20 protein-coding genes are annotated in these 25,074 nt (G+C 46.3%); 16 read left to right on the forward strand and 4 right to left on the reverse strand.

The window, feature by feature from the left end:
• Positions 1-86 precede the first annotated feature (86 nt).
• Genes ACESLK_RS24200 through ACESLK_RS24210 form a run of 3 tightly spaced genes read left to right on the forward strand, consistent with a single transcriptional unit; the run spans position 87 to position 3,495 of the window.
• On the forward strand, positions 87-962 hold the full coding sequence (locus tag ACESLK_RS24200; RefSeq protein WP_373232288.1) for a carbohydrate ABC transporter permease: 876 nt from the start codon (positions 87-89) through the stop codon (positions 960-962).
• Positions 962-1,798 carry a carbohydrate ABC transporter permease gene (locus ACESLK_RS24205; protein WP_373232289.1) on the forward strand — a complete coding sequence of 279 codons (837 nt, stop codon included), beginning with the start codon at positions 962-964 and terminating at the stop codon, positions 1,796-1,798. The genes ACESLK_RS24200 and ACESLK_RS24205 overlap by 1 nt, the downstream gene beginning before the upstream one ends.
• A gap of 41 nt (positions 1,799-1,839) precedes the next feature.
• A complete protein-coding gene (locus tag ACESLK_RS24210; protein WP_373232290.1) occupies positions 1,840-3,495 on the forward strand; it encodes a glycoside hydrolase family 13 protein in 1,656 nt (551 codons plus the stop codon).
• Between the two features lie 88 nt (positions 3,496-3,583).
• Here ACESLK_RS24210 and arfA read toward each other — a convergent pair whose 3' ends face one another.
• Entirely contained in the window at positions 3,584-5,092 is a 1,509-nt protein-coding gene (arfA, locus tag ACESLK_RS24215; protein WP_373232291.1) for an arabinosylfuranosidase ArfA, read from the reverse strand.
• A 176-nt stretch (positions 5,093-5,268) separates the two neighbouring features.
• Between arfA and ACESLK_RS24220 the strand changes: the two genes are divergently transcribed.
• The 6 genes from ACESLK_RS24220 (at position 5,269) to ACESLK_RS24245 (ending at position 10,867) form a co-directional block, all read left to right on the forward strand.
• Positions 5,269-6,186, forward strand: coding sequence for an ArsR/SmtB family transcription factor (locus ACESLK_RS24220; protein ID WP_373232292.1), 918 nt, complete (start codon positions 5,269-5,271; stop codon positions 6,184-6,186).
• Between the two features lie 4 nt (positions 6,187-6,190).
• Positions 6,191-7,147 carry an RluA family pseudouridine synthase gene (locus ACESLK_RS24225; RefSeq protein ID WP_373232294.1) on the forward strand — a complete coding sequence of 319 codons (957 nt, stop codon included), beginning with the start codon at positions 6,191-6,193 and terminating at the stop codon, positions 7,145-7,147.
• Positions 7,148-7,183: 36 nt separating this feature from the next.
• Positions 7,184-7,786 (forward strand): class I SAM-dependent methyltransferase, encoded by a 603-nt coding sequence (locus ACESLK_RS24230; RefSeq protein WP_373232295.1) that lies wholly within the window; start codon positions 7,184-7,186, stop codon positions 7,784-7,786.
• 91 nt (positions 7,787-7,877) lie between these two features.
• A complete protein-coding gene (locus tag ACESLK_RS24235) occupies positions 7,878-9,221 on the forward strand; it encodes an S-layer homology domain-containing protein (RefSeq protein ID WP_373232296.1) in 1,344 nt (447 codons plus the stop codon).
• A 172-nt stretch (positions 9,222-9,393) separates the two neighbouring features.
• On the forward strand, positions 9,394-10,236 hold the full coding sequence (gene speD, locus ACESLK_RS24240; protein ID WP_373232297.1) for an adenosylmethionine decarboxylase: 843 nt from the start codon (positions 9,394-9,396) through the stop codon (positions 10,234-10,236).
• A gap of 55 nt (positions 10,237-10,291) precedes the next feature.
• On the forward strand, positions 10,292-10,867 hold the full coding sequence (locus ACESLK_RS24245) for a nitroreductase family protein (RefSeq protein ID WP_373232298.1): 576 nt from the start codon (positions 10,292-10,294) through the stop codon (positions 10,865-10,867).
• Here ACESLK_RS24245 and ACESLK_RS24250 read toward each other — a convergent pair.
• A complete protein-coding gene (locus ACESLK_RS24250; protein WP_373232299.1) occupies positions 10,818-11,867 on the reverse strand; it encodes a LacI family DNA-binding transcriptional regulator in 1,050 nt (349 codons plus the stop codon). The two genes, ACESLK_RS24245 and ACESLK_RS24250, sit on opposite strands and share 50 nt — an antisense overlap.
• A gap of 124 nt (positions 11,868-11,991) precedes the next feature.
• Between ACESLK_RS24250 and ACESLK_RS24255 the strand changes: the two genes are divergently transcribed.
• From ACESLK_RS24255 to ACESLK_RS24275, 5 genes are all read left to right on the forward strand, one after another.
• Positions 11,992-13,782 carry an L-fucose isomerase gene (locus ACESLK_RS24255; protein ID WP_373232300.1) on the forward strand — a complete coding sequence of 597 codons (1,791 nt, stop codon included), beginning with the start codon at positions 11,992-11,994 and terminating at the stop codon, positions 13,780-13,782.
• A 77-nt stretch (positions 13,783-13,859) separates the two neighbouring features.
• Positions 13,860-14,516 (forward strand): class II aldolase/adducin family protein, encoded by a 657-nt coding sequence (locus ACESLK_RS24260; protein ID WP_373232301.1) that lies wholly within the window; start codon positions 13,860-13,862, stop codon positions 14,514-14,516.
• 23 nt (positions 14,517-14,539) lie between these two features.
• Positions 14,540-16,036 carry a rhamnulokinase gene (locus tag ACESLK_RS24265; protein ID WP_373232302.1) on the forward strand — a complete coding sequence of 499 codons (1,497 nt, stop codon included), beginning with the start codon at positions 14,540-14,542 and terminating at the stop codon, positions 16,034-16,036.
• Positions 16,037-16,053: 17 nt separating this feature from the next.
• The gene (locus ACESLK_RS24270) at positions 16,054-16,485 is read left to right on the forward strand and encodes an RbsD/FucU family protein (RefSeq protein ID WP_373232303.1); all 432 of its coding nucleotides are present in this window, start codon (positions 16,054-16,056) and stop codon (positions 16,483-16,485) included.
• A 500-nt stretch (positions 16,486-16,985) separates the two neighbouring features.
• Complete coding sequence (locus ACESLK_RS24275; protein WP_373232304.1) at positions 16,986-17,423, forward strand: DUF6232 family protein; 438 nt, start codon at positions 16,986-16,988, stop codon at positions 17,421-17,423.
• Here ACESLK_RS24275 and ACESLK_RS24280 read toward each other — a convergent pair.
• Together ACESLK_RS24280 and ACESLK_RS24285 are read right to left on the reverse strand one after the other, a co-directional pair.
• Positions 17,344-18,354 (reverse strand): LLM class flavin-dependent oxidoreductase, encoded by a 1,011-nt coding sequence (locus tag ACESLK_RS24280; RefSeq protein WP_373232305.1) that lies wholly within the window; start codon positions 18,352-18,354, stop codon positions 17,344-17,346. The two genes, ACESLK_RS24275 and ACESLK_RS24280, sit on opposite strands and share 80 nt — an antisense overlap.
• A gap of 104 nt (positions 18,355-18,458) precedes the next feature.
• A complete protein-coding gene (locus tag ACESLK_RS24285; protein WP_373232306.1) occupies positions 18,459-19,298 on the reverse strand; it encodes an AraC family transcriptional regulator in 840 nt (279 codons plus the stop codon).
• A 104-nt stretch (positions 19,299-19,402) separates the two neighbouring features.
• Between ACESLK_RS24285 and lacZ the strand changes: the two genes are divergently transcribed.
• Together lacZ and ACESLK_RS24295 are read left to right on the forward strand one after the other, a co-directional pair.
• Complete coding sequence (gene lacZ / locus ACESLK_RS24290; RefSeq protein WP_373232307.1) at positions 19,403-22,519, forward strand: beta-galactosidase, LacZ type; 3,117 nt, start codon at positions 19,403-19,405, stop codon at positions 22,517-22,519.
• 50 nt (positions 22,520-22,569) lie between these two features.
• On the forward strand, positions 22,570-24,765 hold the full coding sequence (locus tag ACESLK_RS24295; protein ID WP_373232308.1) for an alpha-galactosidase: 2,196 nt from the start codon (positions 22,570-22,572) through the stop codon (positions 24,763-24,765).
• Positions 24,766-25,074 lie beyond the last annotated feature (309 nt).

Genomic DNA, 25,074 nt, shown 5'->3' on the forward strand with positions numbered 1-25,074 from the left:
ACGAAAGCCTAACCTGCATGTTGGTGTTAGGCTTTCGTTCATATTTTCCTTTTGAGTTGAACCTCTCCGGAAATGAGGGAATGGATGTGCATAAAAAAAAGGATAAGATTTGGTTTGCCTTATTTACGGTGCCATTACTCTTTATTTTTACTACGGTTGTGATCATACCGTTCATTATAGGTATTATCTATTCTTTCGTAAGCTGGGATGGTATTGCTGCAAACCCTAAAGTCTTTGTCGGCTTTGATAACTATGTTAGGTTGTTCCAAGATGAGCGTTTTCTTACTTCGGGGTGGCACACCGTTAAATTTACTGTGCTGGCGCTTATCCTTGTCAATTTATTGGGATTGGCTTTTTCGTTGCTCGTAACGATGGGGCTTCGCGCAAGTAATATGGCAAGAACGATGTTCTTTATGCCGAATCTGATTGGCGGTTTGATACTTGGGTACATTTGGAAATTTATTTTTACGGATGCATTCAAATTCATTGGCCAGAAAACAGGCTCCGAAGGTTTTTTCTTTAATTGGCTTCTTAACCCGGAATATGCTTTATATGCGCTAGTGATTGTTTTTGCCTGGCAAATGGCTGGTTATACGATGATTATTTATATTGCCGGCATTCAGGGAATTCCGGATGAAATGCTCGAGGCTGCCAGGGTAGATGGCGCGAATCTGTGGCACAGACTTACCAAAATCATATTTCCGCTTCTAATGCCTTCCTTCACGATCTGCTTGTTCTTGACGCTTTCCGGTGCATTCAAAATATTCGATGTAAATCTGTCCTTAACAAACGGAGGACCAATTAACGCGACGGAATTGCTCGCCATGAATATCTTTAATGAAATATTCGGCTACGGCCGCTATGGACTCGGTCAAGCCAAAGCCATTGTATTCTTCTTGATCGTGGCGATCGTTACGATGACCCAAGTTGTCATCACGAAGAAAAGAGAGGTGCAAATGTAATGAAAAGAACAAGTAAACTGATGCTTGAAGCATTGCTTGTTGTTATTGCACTTGCCTTCTTATCTCCGGTTTATATTATGGTCGTAAACTCTTTTAAAGACCGTGCGGAGTTATATGAGAACGCATTGGCCTTGCCTTCTTCTTTTAGCTTTCAATACTACGCAAAAGCTATGGAAAAAATGAATTTTCTAACTGCTTTTGGCAACTCATTGTATGTGACCCTTGTTTCGGTGCTCATCCTCGTTACTTTAGCTTCAATGACGGCATGGATGCTGGTAAGGACAGAGAATAGGCTGAGTAAAATCATCTTTATGATTTTCGTCTCCACGGTACTCATTCCGTTTCAAACCTTGATGATGCCTTTAATGCAGGTCATGGACTGGATTCGCGATAATCTTCATATCCCGATGTTGAATACGCATGGGGGCTTGATCTATATGAACATAGGCTTCCATGCCAGTATAGCGGTATTCCTGTATCACGGCTTCATTAAGTCTGTTCCTATTGCGTTGGAGGAAGCCGCGACCCTAGACGGCTGCAGTAAATTCGGAGTGTTTTGGAGAATCGTGTTTCCGATGCTGAAGACGATTACGATCACCGTTGCGATATTGGACGTAATCGCGATGTGGAATGACTACCTGCTGCCGTCTTTGACGCTTTCGGATAAAGCTCTGCGCACGATTCCGTTGTCAACCTTCTATTTCTTCGGTGAGTTTACAATAGTGTGGAACCTAGCGATGGCCGGTTTGACGTTGACGATTATACCTGTTCTTATTTTCTACTTTTTTGCGCAAAAATATATTATTAAGGGAATTGCTGCAGGAGCGGTAAAATAAAATCATTGATAAGTCTTCACGAATAAACGGAGGGTATTTCATTGTCATATAGAAATAAAAATTGGTGGAAAGAATCCGTAGTTTACCAAGTCTACTGGAGAAGCTTTTATGACTCGAACGGAGACGGCTATGGTGATATGGAAGGTTTGATTCAAAAGCTGGATTACATTCAAGAGCTGGGTGTTGATATTATCTGGCTGAACCCTGTGTTCGAGTCTCCGGATATGGACAACGGATACGATATCTCCGACTACGAAGCCATAATGCCAAAAGCAGGGACGATGGAGATTTTAGAAAAACTGATTTCTAGGGTCCATGGCCGAGGGATGAAGCTGATCATGGATCTGGTCGTCAATCATACATCGGACCGGCATCCGTGGTTCTTGGAGTCAAGGTCATGCAAAGAAAATCCTAAAAGAGACTGGTATATATGGAAGGATGCGAAAAACGGAGTAGCTCCCAACAATTGGCGTTCTTATTTCTCTCCGTCAACATGGGAATGGGATGGAGAAACGGAACAGTATTATTTTCATTCCTTTGCAATCGAGCAGCCGGACTTGAATTGGGAGAACCCGGAATTGCGCAGGGAAATCTATCGAATGATGAAGTGCTGGCTGGATAAAGGCATAGATGGCTTCCGCTTAGACGCGATTGCTTTATTGGCTAAGCCGGAAGGATTTCCCGTTTCAGACAATCCGGAAGATATTCAGTATTTAACAAACAACCCTGGTTTACATTCCTATATCAAGGAAATGAACGAACAGGTATTCCGTCATTATGATATTGTAACGGTTGGGGAGGCGGCATTCGTAACTCCCGAGGAAGGTTTAAAGTATGTTGGGGAAGACCGCAGGGAGTTAAACATGCTGTTCCATTTTGAAGTGTGCGATCAAATGCCGACGTGGGACATGCTTCGATTCAAGGATATCCAGAGGCGTTGGTATAAGGGACTTTGGGGCAAAGGATCGAATTCCCAGTTCTTGAATAACCATGATCATACCAGACAAGTTACCCGATATGGAAACGACGGCGCATACAGGGTGGAATCGGCTAAGCTGCTCGCAACTATGCTTCATACCCTTCCAGGTATTCCTTATATTTATCAAGGTGAAGAAATCGGAATGACCGGCGTACGGTTCGATTCTATTGAGCATTACAATGACATCGCGATGAAGAATCGTTACATTGAAGAGGTTGGGAAGAGTAGACACCCGCAGGAGGTTCTTCAAAGCCTGCAAGCCTTAAGCAGGGATAATTCCCGCACGCCCATGCAATGGAATGATTCGAATTCCGCAGGATTTACGTCCGGCACCCCATGGATCAACATTAATCCGAATTATAATGAGATCAATGTAGAAAGAGATATGTCAGTCCGGGACTCGGTTTATCGGTACTATCAGCAGTTGATCAGGCTGCGCAAAAATCATGAAGTCATGATATATGGATTATTCGAAGAGTTGCCGGAGTGGTTGGAGGACAAGCATCTTTATGTCTATACTCGAACTTTAGGTGAAGAACGATGGTTAATCGTACTTAACCATTCGGATGAAGAATCGTCTTTACGATTGCCATCCACCTTTAAGGGGACAATCCTGAAATTATTGCTATCCAACTATTCGGTGAACGAAATTGAACCTACTGACAATATAGAGCTTCTTCCCCATGAAGCTCGAATTTATGCCATACAAACAGAGTAATAAGCCAGATTCAAAACCCAGTGAATCAGCAATAGGATAAAAAAGCTTGAACAGATTAATGTCTGTTCAAGCTTTTTTTTCTAATAACCTATTGCAGGCTAAGCCGAATTACGTTCCAGGAAGCTTTGCTCAGGCTGGCGTTGACTTTAGAGCCGTCCGCTTTGGCGTTACCATTGGTATGAGGCGTAATGCGATTAGGCTGCGCCAAGGAGTTAACGGCTTTGAGATCGTTATTTTCCAGAACCAGGTGCTCTATAACCTTGCATTCACCGAAGCTGCGCAAATCTACCTCTAAAGGCAGCGAGTTCTCTAAATCGCGATTTACGGCGAATATCGTTACTTCATTCTGTTCTTCGTTGTATACAGCGATCGACTCCAGGTAAGGAATGTCAGTAATGACCTTTGTATCGTATTTAGGAGACTGAACAAGGGGTACAAGGGCTTTGCCGCGTCCGTAGATGGAAGTATGCATGTAAGGATAATAGATCGTCTGTGCCCAAGCTGGGCCACCGTTCTCGGTCATGATCGGAGCGATGACATTTACGAGCTGGGCTAGACAAGCCATTTTCACGCGATCCGCGTTTTTAAGCAGGGCGATTAGCATACAGCCTACGACAAGGGCATCCTCCATTGTGTAAATATCCTCGAGCTGCGGAGGAGCGATCTGCCAAGGGTCCATTTTCCTGTCAGCCTCGTTGGAGTGAAACCATACGTTCCATTCATCGAAGGAAAGCATCATTGTTTTCTTGCTTCTCTTTTTAGCCTTAATATAATCGCAGGTTGCCGTTACGCTTCGAATGAAATCCTCCATTTCTATGGAGCGTGCAAGGAAGGTAGGCGTGTCATTTTCATGATTTCCATAATACGTGTGCAAGGAAAGATATTCGACATGATCATAGGTATGATCCATAACGGTAGCTTCCCACTCGGGGTAGGTAGCCATGCCTTTGCCTGAACTGCCGCAGGCTACCAGCTCAATCGTAGGGTCGACCCACTTCATGACTTTGGCGGATTCGACTGCTAATCTTCCGTATTCTTCAGCGGTCTTATGGCCGATCTGCCAAGGTCCGTCCATTTCGTTGCCAAGGCACCAGGTTTTTATAGCATGAGGCTTCTCGTAACCGTGTTTAATACGCAGATCACTCCAGTAAGAGCCAGAGGAGTGATTGGCATACTCGACGATATTCCGAGCTTCATCAATTCCTTGCGTACCCAAATTAATGGCCCACATAACGTCGGTTCCTGCTATGCGAGACCAATCGACGAATTCGTTTAAGCCGAATTGGTTAGGCTCTACGGTTCTCCAGGCAAGCTCCAAGCGGCTCGGACGCTGATCCTTCGGTCCGATTCCGTCCTTCCAATCATAACCGGAAACGAAGTTGCCGCCCGGATAACGAATAATAGGCACGCGAAGCGCCTGAATTAAAGACAATACGTCCTTTCGGAACCCTTGCTCATCGGCTTCGGGATGACCCGGCTCATAGATGCCTCCATATACAGCGCGCCCGAGATGTTCAATGAAAGAGCCATAGATACGCTCGTCGATATTCCCGATAACAAAATCCTTGTCGACAATCATTTTAGCCTGAATTGACATATTACTTTCTCCCCTTTAATTAATATAATTATTAACTAAGAAACAAATATGACTGCTCAATAACTATTAAACGCGATAAGAGATCTTTTTGCAAGACTGAATTTCTGTTTTTGTATTTGATTTTTCAAGAATTTATATTTATATTAATTGAATAGATATTTTTGGGAGGTCCCCCCATGATTAAAGCGAATACGCAGAGGAAGTGGCTTCCTCTTTATGAGGCGTTAGCCAGCGAGGTGCGACTTCGGATATTGGAGCTGCTTGCTGAAAAAACGATGAATTTGAAAGAAATCGCCGGCAGGCTTGAGCTTAGCAGTGCAATCCTGACCATGCATATCCGAAAGCTCGAGGTTGCCGGATTAATAGAGACAAAGATGGTTCGCAAAGAGGGAGGCACTCATAAGATTTGTTCTCTTGCCGAGACGAGCGTAGAAATTACGCTTCCTCAGGCAGGAGCGGAAGAAAGATTGTTTTACGAGCAGAATATTCCTATCGGGCACTACACTTCCTTCGAGGTGCAGCCTACTTGCGGTCTAGCTACTCGTGACAAGATGATCGGACAGTTTGACGACCCGCGTTATTTTCTTGAACCCGAACGTATGAGTGCGGCTATTCTCTGGTTTGGCAAAGGATACGTAGAGTATAAGACGCCGAATTATTTGCATCCTAGCCAAGTACCTGAAGAATTGGAAATCTCGATGGAGATCGCTTCGGAAGCCCCAGGCTCGAATGATCAATGGCCTTCGGACATCCGGTTCTATGTAAATGATATTCAGCTTGGGGAGTGGACAAGTCCGGGTGATTACGGAGAAACTTCGCGCGGCAGGTTCACTCCGGATTGGTGGGCAATGCCGCTTAACCAGTATGGGCTGTGGAAGGTGCTCAGAGTGAATCGGACGGGTACCTACATGGATGGACAGCAGATTTCGAACGTGAAGATTAGTGACTTGCAGTTAGAGAACAATTTCTGGACATTGCGGTTCGCCGTTGAGGAAGATGCAGACCATGTGGGCGGGCTGACTTTGTATGGAGCGGGCTTCGGAAACTATAATCAAGATATACAATTTCGCGTGTATTACAGCCAGAGGAGATAACGATATGATCAACCGCAAGGTCACCCCTTCGGAGGGGGGCAAGAAGCTGCACCGATTTCTAAGAAACTTAATGCCTAACATTCCGCTGGGACAAATTTATAAAATGATCGATCAAGGGAAAGTAAGAGTAAACGGCAAACGGAAGAACCAGAACTACGAGCTAGTAGCAGGCGACGAGTTAATGCTGTACGTAGAGGATGCTGCGTATCAGGAAGCCAGCATAGGTCAGAAGAAGGCGAAGTATGTAGGTGTTAATGCCAACATCGACGTCGTGTTCGAGGATGCGGAACTGCTCGTAGTCAATAAGCCCGTGGGTATGCTCACACACCCCGACCAAGCGGATCAGAAGGATACGCTGGTGAATCGCGTTCATGCCTACTTATATCGCAAAGGGGAGCTGGACAGTCCTTTGTTCATGCCTGCGACGGCTAACCGCCTTGATCGGAATACCAGCGGACTTATTCTTGTTGGTAAGACAGCCGGAATGCTGCATCAGCTGAATCAATGGATCCAGAAGCATCAGTTGGAGAAATATTATGTGACGATAGTTGAAGGAAATCTCACAGGTGAAGGGACGTTATCGGGGGATCTCATTCGCGATGAGAAGAAGAACCGCACGTATGTCGTTAACAGTCCTGCTGAAGCCGAGCGTCACGGAGGGGCTGAGCTCACAAAGACGGCCGTCACGAAATACAGTGTGCTGCAAACAGGGACTTCTTACTCGTTAGTTGAAGTTGAATTAATTAGTGGACGCACGCACCAGATCCGCTCCCACTTCCAGGACATCGGTCATCCGCTGATCGGTGATATTAAATACGGCGGGAAGAAATACGGCGACATCAACTACCAGCTGCTGCATGCTTGGCGTATTATTCTCCCGGACGGTCGAGAGTTCAAGGCGGAGCTGCCAAATGAAATGAGAATTACGGCAGACAGGGTAGGGTTGAGTTGGAAATCATAGCGGTGCATTATATTAACGCAGATTGGAGAGATAATAATGGGAAATACTGATAAGTTTGAAATGATAGCTAGTAGTTATGATACTTCTGAAAGAGTTCAAATTGCAAAGGTATCATCAGATGCCATTCGTGAATATTTAGTTGATGCTAATAATAAGAACGCTATTGATTTTGGGTGTGGAACTGGTCTTGTTGGAATGAACTTGTTAAATGATTTCAATACTATGCTTTTTCTGGATACATCACAAAATATGATTAATCAAATAAAACAGAAAATTGCTGACTTTAATATTCAGAATATTGATACATTATGTTTTGATTTCGAAAAGGAAGATCGATCGGATATACATGCAGACTATATTTTTATGGCTCAGGTTTTACTCCATATTAATGATGTTGAGTTAGTTTTATCGAGATTATATGATGTTCTAAATCTAGGAGGGCATTTAATAATCGTAGATTATAATAAAAATGAAGAAATAGTCTCAGATATGGTTCATAACGGATTTGATCAAGAAAAGCTTATTGACCTGATGACTAATATAGGGTACAGAGAAATTCAATCTAAAACTATTTATACTGGAAGTAAAATATTCATGGGCCATGATGCATCTTTATTCATAATAGATTCTCAAAAATAAACTGCCGAGAACTTAGATGCACCCCCATAAAACGACAGCTCTCGACGTAATAATAAATAGCTGAGAGATTTCAATGGGGAGGAAGAATATTATGACTAGGATGAAAAGTGTTTTCAGTTTATTGCTTGCCGTATGTGTGCTGTTCGGGTTGGCAGGGAACGTTTTTGCAGCGCAAGAAGTGAAGACAACCATTGCGGAGGATGGCCGGGTTCAAGTCGTTTTGGAATTTGACGATATTGAGGAAGCCGCATGGGCTGCCGGTTACATAGGGAAAATGCAGTCGAAAAGTGTGTTCCAGGGTTATGAGGACGGCACTTTTCGTCCGAATCAGCCGGTAACCCGCGTACAGGCTATCGTAACCGCTGTGCGATTAATGGGATTGGAAGAAGAAGCGAAAGCGAAGTCCCCCGATGCCAAACTTCATTTTAAGGATGCAGCACAGATAGACAAGCGATTCAAATCGGCAAAAGGACATGTTATTGTTGCATTGGAAAACGGACTTTTTGATACGAGTGAAGATCAACTTCAACCGGACAAGCCCGCTAGCCGGGTCTGGGTAGCCAGATTACTTGTGAAGTCGCTCGGATTGCAAGCAGAAGCACTACGTGAAATGACAACCATACCGGATTTTAAAGATGCAAATCATATTCCGGCAGGATCGGTCGGCTATATTAATGTGGCAGTTGAGCATGGCATTGTCAGCGGGTATCCGGATGGAAGCTTTAAACCGAACAAAAATGTGACAAGGGCAGAAATGGCTTCTTTGTTGGATAGAACGAACGATGGTTTACTTGAGAATTCCGGCGCCATTCATGTAAGCGGTAAAGTCCATGACCTTGATTTTGATGACGTAAGCGTAACAAGCAACGTCTATCATTCAGTTAACGGTCAGATCACAATTGATAGTTTCACCGGAGAATCATTATCCTACGGTATTTCTTCGGAGTTGCTGGTGCAGTATCACACCAAATTCATCCGTGCTGATCAATTAGCTGCGGGTGACCCGGTAAGCCTTGTCGTGAAAGATCAAATTGTCATTGAAGCTTCGCTATTGGATAACAAGGATGTCAGCGATACGGTTTCTGCCATTCTAAAGTTTGAAGTGGATATGGAAATGGGGAACGACCAAGAGTACAAACTGAAATATAAAAACAAAAATGGGAATGTAGAAGCTGAGGTGGAACAAAAATCGGAAAAGGATAAAGAAGAGCTGAAAGGGAAAGAAGCAATTGAATTTATTGAAAATATCCTTCAGCAAGCTAATTTATCAGAACAAATGACGAGACAAGAAATTATGGAAAATATATTATCACTCTTGGAAATAGAAAAGGATGAGCTGAAAGAGCTGAAGATTGAAATCAAATTTTCCAACGGTAAAAAGCTGGAAATCGAGTTTGAACATAACGATGACGATGATGACAAGGATCACGATTAGTGTGTATTTCTGAATCTGATGAGAGCAATCAAATATGCAAGAAGGGCGATCTTTTTCGGACTTTTTCGAAAAGGGTCGTCTTTTTTTGTCCAAAGGAGAGGCATCATTTATAAAATGGGTAATATAAGTAGAGTCGTCGTATGAATTCCTATAAGAGAAGAGGGAGTCGCGTATGAGTTTAACCCACGAGCAACGTATTACTCTGCATGGCTTTAATAATTTGACGAAATCCCTGAGCTTTAATATGTACGATATTTGTTTTACCCGAACGAAAGAAGAACGCGAGGCCTACCTCGCTTACATTGATGAACAGTACAACTCCGACCGTTTAACGCATATTTTGCAGAATGTGACCGAAATAATAGGCGCACATGTTCTTAATATTGCTAAACAGGATTATATTCCACAGGGCGCGAGTGTCACTTATCTTATCTCGGAGGGACCTATTGTTGAAGTGCCGACTGAGTCGTACGATGAGTCGCCTGGGCCATTGCCAAAAGCTGTTCTGGCGCAATTAGACAAAAGTCACATCACGGTACATACGTATCCTGAATACCACCCAGACGAAGGGATCAGTACCTTCAGGGCTGATATCGACGTATCGACCTGCGGTGAAATATCTCCTCTTAAGGCGCTTAATTATATGATCCACTCTTTCGATACGGATATTATGACGATCGATTACCGGGTTCGCGGCTTTACTCGCGATATTGACGGGAATAAGTTATTTATTGATCACGACATTAGCTCTATACAGAATTATATCCCGGATGATGTTATAGACAATTACGACATGATTGACGTGAACGTTTATCAGGAAAATATATTTCATACCAAATGCAAGCTAAAGCAATTTGATCTGGACAATTATCTGTTCGGTTACTCTAAGGAAAAGCTGACTTCAGAAGAAGAAAAGCAGATCACCAGCCGCTTGAAGGTCGAAATGGATGAAATTTTTTATGGGAAAAATACGCCTCGAATAACACTAGGCAGACTTGATTCTAATTACAAATAAGGGCAGTATTATAAATGTTAGAGAAGTTTAGGGAGGAATTGGAGGAATTGATTTTATGGGTAACTTAGACGATATTATTCGCGGACGGCGAAGCATTGGAAAAGTAAAAAACGATCCGGTGCCCAAAGAGCTTGTGGAAGAACTCATTGAATCGGCTGTTTGGGCACCGAACCATCATGGGACTGAGCCGTGGAGATTTATCGTCATGACCGGAGAAGGCAGGCGAACATTAGGTCAAGCGTATGAGGATATTGCAGCAGAAGGTTTGCTGGATGTGCCGGACGCAGAACGTGAGCAACGCTTAAATAAAGAGATGGCAAAAGCGTTCCGCGCACCGGTTGTTATCGCCGCGATTTGTGTGCCTTCGGACATGCCGCGAGTTAACATCGCCGAAGAATTGGCCGCGTCGCATGCAGCGGTGCAGAACCTGCTGCTTACTGCACACGCAAAGGGACTTGGAGCGGTATGGCGCACGGGAGACCCTGCCTATCACCTGAAGATGAAGAAAGCTTTGGACCTGAAAGATCGTGAACAGGTCGTCGGACTTATCTATGTCGGTTATCCGGATCTATTGCCTCCAGTCAGTCGCCGTACAGCGGGTAAAGAGAAGACAATCTGGCTGGAAGGGTAACAGACCTGCGAATAATCAAGTCTGCAGGGAGGACGATTTTCTTCCATGGAATTCCCGTCTCGCCGCGTTGCCCAATTCGTTCGATAAGCAATTGCATGCCTAGATAGCCGAATTGATAGGCTTGCTGCGCGACGACGGTCAGGAAAGGATCAATCTCTGAATAGGGACCGAGATCATCGAAGCAGACAAGCGAAATCTGCTCCGGGACCTTGACGCCGCGGCTATGGAGCGTCCGTATGACCTCTACCGCGAGCACGTTATTTCCTGCGACGATTGCAGTTGGCATTGGATCCATACGATCAAGCCATGCTTCGATATCCGACAAGTCGTTACGAAGCTCAAATGCCGTCTCCAGAACATATCCCTCGTCATAAATCAGATCATTTAACTTCAAAGCCTCTCGATAGCCTTCCAACCGCAGCCTCGCGCTAGAAACATAGGGAGAACCATTAATTAGAGCAATCTGGCGATGTCCCATAGAGACCAAGTGATCAACAAGCTTGCGCGCTCCTTCTTTACTATCCCCAAGCACGACATCGCTTTCCATTCCGGGTACTTCTCGATCGAGAAGCACAAAAGGTACCCGATGCTTGCGCAATGTCTCCAAATGCGGAAGCGAAGGATCACCGGCAGGTGCGACTAAGACGCCATCGGCTCTTGTCGCAAGGATCGTGTCCAGGTAATCCTTCTCTTTCTCCACGCTCTCGTCCGAGTTGCCGAACAGCAGGCGGTAGCCGTGTTTCTTTGCGGCATCCTCTGCGCCGCGCGCTAGTGTTGTATAGAATGGGTTAGTAATGTCTGTTATTAGCAGAAACAACAAATTACTCTGTTGAAGAACAAGACTGCGAGCCATGTGATTGGGGACATAGTTTAGCTCTTCCATTACGCGACGGACCTTCACCTTTGTCTTATCACTTATTTTCCCTGTGTTATTGATAACTCTAGAAACGGTCATCGCAGAGACACCGGCTTTGGCCGCAATGTCGTAAATTGTAACCATAGTCGAAGCTCCTTCATGTCAATACGTTCTTTTATCTTACAAAATTAAAGGATTGACAGCAAGCGTTTACACTGATAATTTAAGGTTATCGGTAACATTTAATTTGACTATTGGAGGGAAATACATGGCTGAGCAGCATTTCAGATGGAATGGCGGATTTCCGAAAATCGGTATTCGTCCGACAATTGATGGCAGACGTAATGGTGTACGCGAGTCTCTTGAAGAACAAACCATGAACATGGCCATTGGTGTGGCTAAGCTTTTCTCTGAAAACTTACGTTATCCCGACGGTTCACCTGTTGAATGCGTTATCGCGGATTCTACGATAGGCGGCGTTGCGGAATCTGCTGCTGCAGCGAGTAAATTCGCCAAAGAAGGCGTAGGGGTATCGATAACGGTAACGCCATGTTGGTGTTACGGTACAGAAACGATGGATATGGATCCATCGATACCGAAAGCGGTTTGGGGCTTCAACGGTACGGAACGTCCTGGAGCAGTATACTTGGCTGCGGTGTTATCTGCATATGCGCAAAAGGGGCTTCCCGCGTTCGGAATTTATGGCAATGATGTTCAGGATGCAGGAACGACGGATGTACCTGAGGATGTTAAAGCGAAGCTGCTAGCATTCGCCAAAGCTGGTCTAGCCGTTACGATCATGCGCGGTAAATCGTACCTGTCGATGGGTTCTGTCTCTATGGGAATTGCAGGCTCCATCGTAAACGATAGCTTCTTCCAAGAATACTTGGGTCTTCGTACGGAGTATATTGATATGTCTGAATTCGTACGTCGTATAGATGAGAAAATCTACGATCCTATAGAGTTCGAGAAAGCGCTATCTTGGGTTAAGGAGAACTGTATCGAAGGTCCTGACAATAATGCTGCGGATATTCAATCGTCTCGCGAGCAGAAGGACAAGGATTGGGAAACGGTTGTAAAAATGACGATTATCGCTCGCGATCTTATGATCGGAAATCCGCGGCTCGCAGAGCTTGACTTCGGAGAAGAAGCACAAGGGCATAATGCGATCGTGTCCGGTTTCCAAGGCCAACGGCAATGGACGGATCATTTCCCTAATGGAGATTTCATGGAATCGATCCTGAATTCCTCTTTCGATTGGAATGGTATCCGCGCACCTTACATGGTGGCAACGGAGAATGACAGCTTGAACGGAGCTGTTATGCTGTTCGGCAGCTTGCTGACGAATACGGCACAAATCTTCGCGGACGTGCGGACTTATTGGAGTCCGGAATCTGTTAAACGAGTAACAGGATACAAATTAACCGGAGCCGCAGAGAACGGCATTCTTCACTTGATTAACTCGGGATCGGCAACATTAGATGGATCCGGAGAGCAGACGAAGGACGGCAAACCGGCAATGAAGCCTTTCTGGGAAATCTCCACAGAAGAAGCTAAGAAGTGTTTAGATGCAACATCTTGGCGTCCAGCCTCAGTTGAATATTTCCGTGGAGGCGGTTTTTCCTCAGATTTCTTGACACGCGGAGGCATGCCGATGACGATGTCCCGTTTGAATTTGGTAAAAGGAATTGGTCCAGTGCTGCAAATCGCAGAAGGCTATTCCGTTGAATTGCCGGAGCACGTGCACGACACGCTCGACAAACGGACGGATCCTACATGGCCGACGACTTGGTTTGCGCCAGTCTTGACTGGCAAAGGCTCCTTCAGCAGCGTTTATAATGTAATGGATAACTGGGGTGCGAACCACGGATCAATTAGCTTCGGACATATCGGCGGCGATCTGATTACGCTTGCCTCGATGCTTCGTATTCCGGTCAGCATGCATAATGTGCCTGAAAGCCAAGTCTTCCGTCCTCGCGCATGGGGCTTGTTCGGTACGAACGATCCGGAAAGCGCGGATTACCGGGCTTGCAATAATTTCGGACCGCTATACAAATAAATCATAAACGACATCGACCGTCTGTTTTCCATAAGGGGCAGACGGCTGTTGTCTCTGCTGAAGAATGGAGAAACCTAATGAGCAGCCAAGATATTCGCCTTGAATTATGCAAATATGCGCAAAAAACCGTCTCGAACAAGCTTGTTGTCGGACCCGGAGGTAATCTCAGCGCTCGTCACGAGGGCAAGATGTATCTTTCTCCGAGCGGCTTCGCTCTGGACGAGATTAAACCGGAGCAATGGGTAGAAGTGGACATTGAGACTGGACATATTACGGATATCGGTCTGCGTCCTTCTTCCGAAGTGCTTATGCATCTGTATGCTTATCGGCAGAATCCGAAAATCGGCGCGATGGTGCATACCCACCCGCCTTATTGCATTGCTTTTACCCTCGTGGAGAAGGATCTGCCGATTATGTTCCCGGACCAAGCGGCGCTTGTTGGCAAAACTGTTTATGTCGATTACGTATTGCCGACTACAGATAAGCTGGCTGACGCTGTTGTTGCCCAAATCGAGCATTCCTCGATTCTGCTCGGCAACCATGGGCTTGTTACGACCGGTCGTAATCTTCGCGAAGCTTATTATCGTACCGAGGTCGTAGAGGAAAGCGCAAAGATTTTCTTGATTGCAACTGCTATCAAACAACCTAAGGTGCTGACCAAGGAAGAATTCGAGGAAATCGCTTCGTTAGAGAGCGAAGCTTATCGGATCGAATTATTACAGAAAATGAAATAAAGGCTATCGGTGGAGGAATTCAGATGACGACGGGCAAGTCGGTATTGGCTTTCGATATGGGAGCGAGCAGCGGTCGGGCTTTGGTCGGGCAGTTGACTGAAGATTCAAATGGTCAGTCTAAGCTGCAGGTGACGGAAATCCACCGGTTTCCCAATCATGCCATTCAAGTGGGCAACCATTTGCACTGGGATATTTTACGGCTGCTGCATGAGTTGAAGAAGGGAATTCGTCTTGCCTTTCAGCAGGGGTACTCTCCTCTTACATTTGGAATTGATACTTGGGGAGTAGACTTCGGATTAATAGATGGCAATGGAGAGCTTCTGGGAAACCCTTATCATTATCGAGATTCGCATACGGAAGGGCTCATCGAAGAAGTTAACGCTATCATCGGCCAAGAAGCTTTGTTCCGGCAGAGCGGGCTGCAATTTATGCCTTTTAATACGCTCTATCAGTTATATGCGATGAAGAAGGCTGCCTCTCCGAAGCTCGACATTGCTCAGACGTTGCTATTAACCCCGGATTTGCTTACTTATTTGCTAACGGGTATCAAGATATGCGAATTTACGATGGCCACAACAACCCAGCTTTTCAACCCGGGCACGCAAGCTTGGAATGAACCCCTTATGGCGCAGCTCGAAATACCTTCCCGTTTGTTTCTGAAGCCGATTCATCCCGGCACCTTAATCGGGCCGCTCACACCTGCCGTTACCGCAGAATTAGGTATACCGACAGCTATTCAAGCGGTTGCCGTCGGAACACACGATACGGAATCCGCGATTGCTGCCGTTCCTGCGGGGGAGGAGCCCTTCGCCTATCTCGTCTGCGGGACGTGGTCGTTGCTTGGGACAGAGATGGCGCAGCCGCAGCTTGGCCGAGATACGATGGAGCTGGAATTTTCCAACGAAGGCGGCGTCGGCGGGACCTACCAATTGCTCAAGAACATCATGGGCTTATGGCTGCTGCAGGAATGTAAGCGAGAATGGGATGAAGGGGGAAACGAGTTAAGCTTCCCAGAGCTTGTACGCATGGCAGAAGAGGCAGCGTCATTCCGCAGTCTGATTCATCCGGATGATCCGAGGTTTTTTGCCCCGGCAAGTATGGTGGATAAGATTCGGGAGTTCTGCGGTGAAACCGGTCAACCCATTCCTCAAACAGAAGGTGAGGTCATCCGCTGCATCCTAGAGAGCTTGGCACTCCGTTATCGACAGGCTTTAGAGCAAGCGGAGAAGTTGACGGATACGCGGTATGGCGGGTTGCACATGGTTGGGGGCGGCACCCAAAACCGGCTGCTCTGTCAATTCACGGCGAATGCTTTAGGTCGCTCGGTGTGGGCAGGACCGGTTGAAGCGAGTGCGATTGGCAATATGCTATTACAGCTTGTTGCGCTGGGACAATGTGCGAATTTACAGGAGGCCCGGAAGCTCGTGGCTAGATCTTTTCCAATTGATGCGTACGAGCCGGAAGGCGACAAAAATTGGGCAGCTGCCTATGAAACGTTTATGGGGTTCGGAAGGGTGTAGAAGAGAGGAGAATAATTATGTTAATCGGAATTCCTAGACAGATCTCTCCAGAACTCATGAAGGTATTAATGGAGATGGGACATAGCGATGAAATCGTATTAGCAGATGGCAACTTCCCGGCGGCCAGCCATGCACAGAGGCTAATACGCGCAGACGGCCATGGGATTCCTGAGCTGCTCGATGCCATTCTTCAATTGTTTCCATTGGACCCGTATGTAGATAAGCCGGCGGCACTTATGCAGGTCGTGCCGGGAGATACCGTAGAAACTCCGATTTGGGGTACTTATGGACAAATCATCCAGGATCGTACCGATTTCTCGGCTCCATTCGAGGAAGTGGAGCGTTTCGCCTTCTACGAGCGAGCGAAGAAGGCTTATGCCGTGATCGCGACTGGAGAAAGCGCACTCTATGCGAACCTGATATTGAAAAAAGGTGTTATTAAGGAATAGATGGTTGTGGATCGCACAAAGCCCTGAACTCCCTTCGATAGGAGTCAGGGCTTTTTTTTCTACATTGCTGCATTTTTGCGATAATGGTGCCATGCTACTGGTTTAGACGCTCTCTTTGCTGCATTTTGAGGCTGCCGATTAATTGTGGACAGTTTTAACATGAACGTACACATGCAGAGAATGTATATGATTTTTCGCATACATTTCCAGAATCCGGGCTCAAATTAAATTTTTTTGTATGAAATTTCGTATAGAATCGACTGATTCGATGTGTGTGACGCTCATTTTGTACGATTTTTCGCATACATTTTGTGGTCTCCCGCAGATTTCCGAAGTTATGAACTGTTAATCGACAGCCTCATTTTGTGACAATGGAGCTACGCTTCGAAGTTGCGTCAGATTGTGCCTTCGTAGTTTTTTAGGAAAAGTGTATAGCTGGCAAGGGATGAAGTAGGTATTTCCAATTGCACGTCGAAATAACATCAGGGAGGAGGGATTATATGGATAACCAACAACTATACCAAGATCAGAATTTCACCATTACGAGAGAAATGTTTATAAGCGGAAACACTCGATTTGCCTTACGGCATCTATGCTCGATCAAGCTTGAGAGAGCTTTCAGGCAGTTTCCCTATACACTTTGCATCCTTGGCATTATCTTGATGGGGGTCGCATTGTATTTTCAATTTAAATTCAATTCGCTTGTGGTCGCTCTTGGCAGCTTGTTAGTAATCAGCTCTATTCTTCTCGTTATCTTCCGTAAGCCGATCCACAAGCTTTACTTGGCTTTCTCCTCTGGAGAGAGGGAGGTTATTGAAAATACCGATTATGTTTATCTTGAAGGGCTCGCCCATGCATTTAGCCGTTCAATAAGCCGGCCAGTAGCTCATACGAATGTAAGCGTGCTTGATGATCGTAAATTGTCGATGAAACAATAAGTTCATCAGCTTGCGTTTGATCAATAACAGACTGTAACTGCTCGCGAACCTTATCCGGATGTCCGATAATACTAAAGCTTAGCTGCTTGCGAACAGCAGCGGCTTCTGATTCAGCCCACAAGCTGTCCATGTTTTCTACTGGGGGCTCCAGCTGGACGAAACGACCCCGAATGAGGTTAAGAAACTGTATTTGCTGCGAGGTGGCTAGCATCTGAGCTTCTTCATCCGTGTCAGCCGCAATTATGTTAACGCCTACCATGACGTGAGGCTTGCTCAGATTCTCGGATGGCTGAAAATTGCTGCGGTAGATCTCTAAGGCTGGAAGTAAATAATCCGGCGCGAAATGGCTTGCAAAGGCGAAGGGTAATCCAAGCAAACCTGCCAGCTGAGCGCTGAAGCCGCTTGAGCCCAGCAGCCAAATCGGAATGTTGAGGCCTTCGCCTGGAATGGCATGCACCATTCGCGAGCCGGATTCGTTAGAAGGATTCAAATAAGCGCGCAGCTCTCCTAAAAGCTCAGGAAAGTCGTCCCCGTTCGTTCCTAATGTGCGCCGAAGCGCACGCGCTGCATTCTGGTCAGAGCCCGGTGCTCTTCCAATTCCAAGGTCAATCCGATTCGGGTACATCGTTTCGAGCGTTCCGAACTGCTCGGCGATCACTAGGGGGGCATGGTTAGGCAGCATAATTCCCCCTGAGCCTACCCGGATCTTCTCTGTGCCTGCAGCGACATATCCAATCACAACAGAAGTAGCAGAGCTTGCGATTCCAGGCATATTATGATGCTCGGCAAGCCAGAAGCGGTGGTATCCCCACTTCTCGGCATGGCGTGCGAGGTCAAGCGTGTTACGGAACGAATCCGCTGGAACTCCTCCTTTAACAATATGAGCGAGGTCAAGAACGGATAAGGATATATTTTCTATGGATTTAGTCATTGCGGGAAAGCCTCCTGCCATACAAATTTATCGGTAATTGTGTAGATATCGTACCCCGTATTGCTCTCAAAGTCAAAGTGTGCAAAAAACCGCACAGTTATGCCTTAACCTCGCATTCCATGAAATTTCTTGAATTGTTCAGGGGTCATTCCTTCTATCTTCTTAAAGACAGAACTGAAATAGCTCGGATTATCGAAGCCGACTCTAGCAGCGATTTCTTGGATTCTCAGGTCTGGCTCGCGGAATATCCATTCCTTGCTTTTGTTGATGCGCTCCCGATTTACATACTCCATAGGCCGCATCTTAAGCGTGATTCGGAACAATTGGCAGAGATGCTGAGAGCTCACTCTAATACAATTTGCCATCTCTGCAATCGTTAGGGGTCTGTGGAAATTGGCCTCGGTGTACTGAAAGACGGGTTTGAGTTTTACATAGTTCTGTGTGGTCGAGGGTGTGCTCGTCCAAACGCTTCTCATGAGATCAAGCAGAAAAGCATATAACAGCTTCGAGCATTCCATACCGACGAATGGGTGTCCGGAGATAGCCATGTCGTATATATTTTTTATGTGTGCAATTAGAATGCTCGAATCAATCGCGGTATACACTCTTGATTTGGTAATGCCTGCTTGATGAAGAAGAGAAGAGGTTATACTACCGTTAAAAGAAATCCAGTGAACATCCCAAGGTTCAGTCAGGGGTTGATAGGCATGAGGTTCATGGGGAAATAAGAAGAAACCTTGTCCCGGCTTCACGAGATGACGTTGGTCTCCGATTATAAGTTCGCCGGTGCCCGCGTCACATTGAAGCCATTGATAGTCGAGGAATCCCTCCGGCCTTCTCATTCGTTCCTGATGATCCCAATGACCTACGGTTGTAAGATGAATGGGAAGCTGTGAATCTGTCTGAGTCAGTATCGGCATGGAAAGGAAATCCAAGGCATTCATCTACTTTCATATTTTGATAGACATCTGAAAATGTTTGAATAGAAAAGGGTTACCATCAATTTTATAATATGAATATAGTTATATTATGATTGGGAGTGTGCTTCTTGTCCAAAACAAAATTTACGTACTCGTCTCCAAGTAACGGTTATCCCGAATGGAACAACAATCCGACTATTTTTCAGCTGAATCGAATGGATGCACATTCGACCTTAATCACCCACGATTCTTTAGAGGAAGCACTAATCGGCGATAGGCAATCGTCTGCGCATTATCACCTTCTTAACGGGCAGTGGAGGTTTGCTTTCGCCGAAAATCCAGATAAGCGGATCAAGGACTTCTATAAATCCGATTTCGACTCCAGCAGCTGGAATGAAATTAAAGTACCTGCGCATTGGCAGCTGCAAGGCTATGATTATCCGCAATATTCGAACGTCCGTTATCCGTGGATCGATTCAGAAATACTAAAGCCGCCATTCGCGCCTACGAAATACAATCCTGTGGGCTCTTATATTCGAACATTTCATGTGCCGGACGGCTGGCAAGGAAAGCCTGTATTCATAAGCTTTCAAGGCGTTGAATCGGCTTTCTACATCTGGTTGAATGGCGAATTAGTCGGTTATAGCGAGGATACCTTTACCCCGGCAGAATTTGATTTGACCCCATACTTGATCGAAGGGGAGAACAAGCTGGCAGTTGAAGTATACCGCTGGTGTGATGCAAGCTGGTTGGAGGATCAGGACTTCTGGCGGATGAGCGGAATATTCCGCGATGTGTATTTGTTCACAGCCCCAGAAGCGCATATCTACGATTTTTTCGTGAATACGGATTTGGATGAGGATTTCCGGGATGCGGACTTAAGAGTGGATGCGGCAATTATAAATTACTTTGGAGAAGATGTCGGAGATTTGACGGTAGATGCCCAATTATATGATGGAAAAGGAAGTCCATTACTTGCGCAATCGCTGCAGATGAAGGCTTCGCTTGGAGCGAATGCATCATGTGAGGTTAAAGGAACCGTTGCGGTATCAAATCCACTCAAGTGGAGCGCAGAGCAGCCGAACCTATACACGCTTGTGCTCAGGCTTAATGACGCTCAAGGACAAGCCGTTCAGTTTATTAGCTGCAAGGTCGGCTTCCGTAAGTTCGAAATCCATGACGGTCTAATGAAAATCAACGGTCAGCGTATCCTATTAAAGGGCGTAAACCGGCATGAATTTTCGTGCGATACCGGACGTGCGCTCGGAATAGAGGATATGATTCGTGATATCCAATTAATGAAGTCGTATAACATCAATGCGGTTCGGACATCGCACTACCCGAATAACACCAAGTGGTATGATTTGTGCGACGAATACGGATTGTACGTCATTGATGAGACGAATCTAGAGACACACGGAAGCTGGACTTACGGCGCGACGGAAGAGGGAGAGACGGTTCCTGGCAGCAAACCGGAATGGCGCGATAACGTAATCGATCGTTGTAATTCAATGCTGCAGCGCGATAAGAATCATCCTTCCATTATCATTTGGTCGCTAGGTAATGAAGCTTTCGGCGGAGACAATTTCTTGTACATGCATGATTATCTCCGCGAGAAGGATCCTTCTCGCGTGGTGCATTATGAAGGCGTATTTCACTGGCGGGCTTCTGAAGCGGCTTCCGATATCGAAAGCCATATGTATACTTCACCTCGCGGCGTCGAGGAATATGCGCTTAATAAGCCAAAGAAACCTTTTATCCTATGTGAATATAGCCATGCGATGGGTAATTCATGCGGGGGACTGTCGAAGTATTGGGAGTTATTCGAGAAGTATCCAGTCCTTCAAGGGGGCTTCATCTGGGATTGGGTCGATCAGGCGATCCGCGTCCAGTCCGCGGACGGCGCTTCCCATATGGCATATGGCGGCGACTTTGGAGAGTCTCCACATGACGGCAACTTCTGCGGCAATGGACTGATCTTCGCAGATCGCGAGATTTCACCTAAAATCCATGAAGTCAAAAAATGCTACCAGAACGTTAAGTTTACGGCTGAGGATTTGGACGAAGGCCGTTTTAACGTGATAAATGGGCATTTGTTTACGGACTTAAGCGCTTTTGAGCTTGTATGGTTGCTTGAGAATAACGGAACCCCTGTCAAAGAAGGGAAGCTTGATATCCAAGTTGCTCCTGGAGAATCAAAGACGATCGAATTATCGTCCATTTATCCAGATCAAGCTGATTTCGGAGATGAGTATGTGCTTACGCTAAGCGTCCTTCTGAGAGATGCGACCGCATGGGCTCAATCAGGGCACGAAATCGCCTATGAACAATTCATCATTCCGGCACCGGTTATTGCTGCCGTGGGTCAGCAAACCGAGGATCAACAGTTAGAGGTTCAGCTTATCGGCAAAGATTTAATCGTTAAAGGCGACAATTTCTCTGTGAGATTCGATACCCTTAAGGGAGATTTGGAATCTTATCAGGTGAAAGAGACCGAGCTGCTAAAGCAAGCGATTACGCCGAATTTCTGGCGTGCTTACACGGATAACGACAGAGGCAACAAGCATCATGAACGCTGCGCTATTTGGCGGGAAGCCGGACAGGGACGTACACTGCAACAGTTCACATGGGAGCAGTCATCTTCTGGAGTGCGCGCTGCTGTAGATTATATTTTACCGACGGTGCCTGCATCTACATGTACAATCGAATATACGATTCACGGAGACGGCGAAATCGCTATGCAGCTGCAGCTTAACCCAGCTCCTAATCTTCCGGAAATTCCGGAGATCGGTATTCTTTTTGCAATGGACAAAGAGTTCGATACAATTTCCTGGTATGGCAGAGGCCCGCACGAGAATTATTGGGACCGTAACACGGGAGCTCGTATCGGTCTTTTCACTGGTAAGGTTGCGGATCAGCTCGCTCCGTATTTACGCCCGCAGGAAAGCGGCAATAAAACAGACGTTCGTTATGCGTTAATTCAGAACGCAGAGGGAGTCGGAGTCCTAGTCGAAGGTGCACCGTTATTCGAGCTCAATGCGCTTCCCTTTTCTCCGTTTGAATTAGAGGAATATGATCATCAGCATTTGCTGCCGATATCCGATAAGACGGTAGTTCGCGTCAACTACAAGCAGATGGGTGTCGGAGGAGATGACAGCTGGGGTGCTCGTACCCACCCGGAATATTTGCTTTTTGCTAACCGCTCTTATGGATGGTCCTTTGTAATGAAGGGTATTGTCGAGTAAACTCATATTTGTAGAAAATGAAACTACGAATACCATGCAGGAGGATTCAAATGGGCATTACTTATCATTCCGAACAGGGATTGTTTCATCTTCAAACGCCGAATACCAGTTATATGATCCAACTGCTCCCCAGCGGTGTTCCCGTGCACGCCTTTTGGGGACGTAAGATTGCGGAAGCACCTCAGAAGGGGCTGCTGGATTTTCAGGAGCGAGCTTCTTTTTCACCTAACCCTTATCCGGAAGATCGTTCGATTTCTTTCGATACGCTCCCTCAAGAATTTCCGGCCTACGGAACAAGTGATTTTCGCCATCCGGCTTATCAGGTTCAATTAGAGGATGGGTCCACGATTACAGAATTAGTCTGCGTCGATCATAAGATCGTTCAAGGGAAACCTAAGCTGGATGGAATGCCATCCACTTATGTTGAGAATGTGAAAGAAGCCCATACCCTTGTGCTGGAGCTTAAGGACGAGAAGAGCGGTCTTCGCGTCGTCTTGTCCTACACGGTATTCTCAGAACATGATGCGATTGTTAGATCAGCTAAGCTAGTGAATACGGGAGGTTCAACGTTAAAGCTGCTGAGAGCCTTAAGCGCTAGCGTAGATTTCAAGCATGACCGGTTTCACTTCCTTCAATTGTCAGGCGCATGGGCTAGGGAACGGGATCTCGTAAGAAGACCGCTTGTACCTGGTATGCAGTCCATCGAAAGCCGTCGCGGCTCCAGCAGTCATCAACAAAATCCATTTATCGCGTTAGCTGCTCCTAATGCAGACGAGGATCAAGGCGAGGTATATGGCTTCAGTCTCGTGTACAGCGGAAGCTTTATTGCCCAAGCGGAGGTCGATCAATTCCGCACGACCCGGGTGTCTATCGGAATTAATCCCTTTGACTTTCAATGGAACCTTGAAGAAGGTGAGTCTTTCCAGACTCCGGAGCTTGTTATGGTGTTCTCAAGCGCTGGGTTAGGTGAGATGTCCCGCACTTATCATCGCTTGTATCGGACAAGGCTGTGCCGGGGCGTCCATCGGGATCAGACAAGGCCTGTACTTGTGAACAATTGGGAAGCTACCTATTTCGATTTCAATGCGGAAAAGATCGAAAGCATTGCGAAGGTCGGGAAGGAATTAGGTATTGAGCTATTCGTGCTTGATGATGGTTGGTTTGGTTACCGGGATAGCGATAATAGCTCCCTTGGAGACTGGAAGGTTGATAAACGCAAGCTGCCGGGTGGATTAGCAGATTTGGCCATGCGAGTGAATTCCCTTAACATGGAGTTCGGGCTGTGGTTTGAGCCTGAGATGGTTTCACCAGACAGTGATCTATATCGCGCACATCCGGACTGGTGTTTGCATGTTCCGGGTCAACGGCGCACCGAAGCTCGTCAACAGCTCATTCTCGATTTGTCACGGGAAGATGTTTGTGATTATTTAATTGAATCGGTTAGCGCGGTGCTGCGTACTGCACCCATCACCTATGTGAAATGGGATATGAATCGCAACATGACGGAGATCGGCTCGGCATTGCTGCCTCCGGAACGTCAGCGTGAAACCGCGCATCGTTATATCCTTGGCTTGTATCGAGTGCTGGAGGAAATTACTTCGGCATTCCCGCACATTTTATTCGAAAGCTGCTCCGGCGGCGGAGGTCGCTTCGATCCGGGTATGCTGCATTACATGCCGCAAACCTGGACGAGCGATAACACGGATGCTGTCAGTCGCTTGCGAATTCAATACGGTACTAGCATGGTCTATCCTGTAAGTACAATGGGTGCCCATGTGTCTGCCATACCGAATCATCAGGTGCACCGGATGACCTCCCTCCAAACGCGCGGTGATGTAGCCATGTCAGGTAATTTCGGCTACGAGCTGGATTTGACCCAAATGACGGACGAGGAGAAGACGGAAGTCAAACGTCAGGTGCAGCAGTATAAGGATATTCGCCATCTGGTGCAATTCGGCGATTTCTATCGCCTGAGGAGTCCGTTCGAAGGCAATGATACAGCTTGGATGATGATTGCTGAGGATCGTTCCGAGGCTTTCGCGGCTTACTTCCGAGTACTTGCTGAGCCTAACGCACCCTTAGATTGGCTCAGATTTAAAGGGCTTGATCCAACTGCCAAGTACTGCTTAGCGGAAACAGGATCGATTTATGGCGGAGACCAATTGATGTATGCGGGATTGCCGATTCCACGTCTAAATGGTGATTACCAGAGCTGTGTTTGGCGATTTACCCGAATGATAGGATAAGGTGTAACGCCGAATTGAAAAGGCGATGTAAAGATATACTTATGTAAGCTTAACCAACCCCGATCCGCATCGCGATCGGGTTTTTTTGCGTGCAGTTAGCAAAAGTCAAACTGCATCGCACCCAAGTAACCGAAATCGCCGTGCAGTTAGCAAAAGTCAAACTGCATCGCACCCAAGTAACCGAAATGGAGTTCTGTCAAGAAAGTAGACACAAACTTATGCGGCCTGCTGCTGCTCGTAGTACCTCTTTTCGCATAAATGCGGGGTTAAGTAACCAATGGAAGAATGAATGCGGATTCGATTGTATTC

Source organism: Cohnella sp., from assembly GCF_041640265.1.
In the GTDB taxonomy this organism is placed as follows: Bacteria; Bacillota; Bacilli; order Paenibacillales; family Paenibacillaceae; genus Cohnella.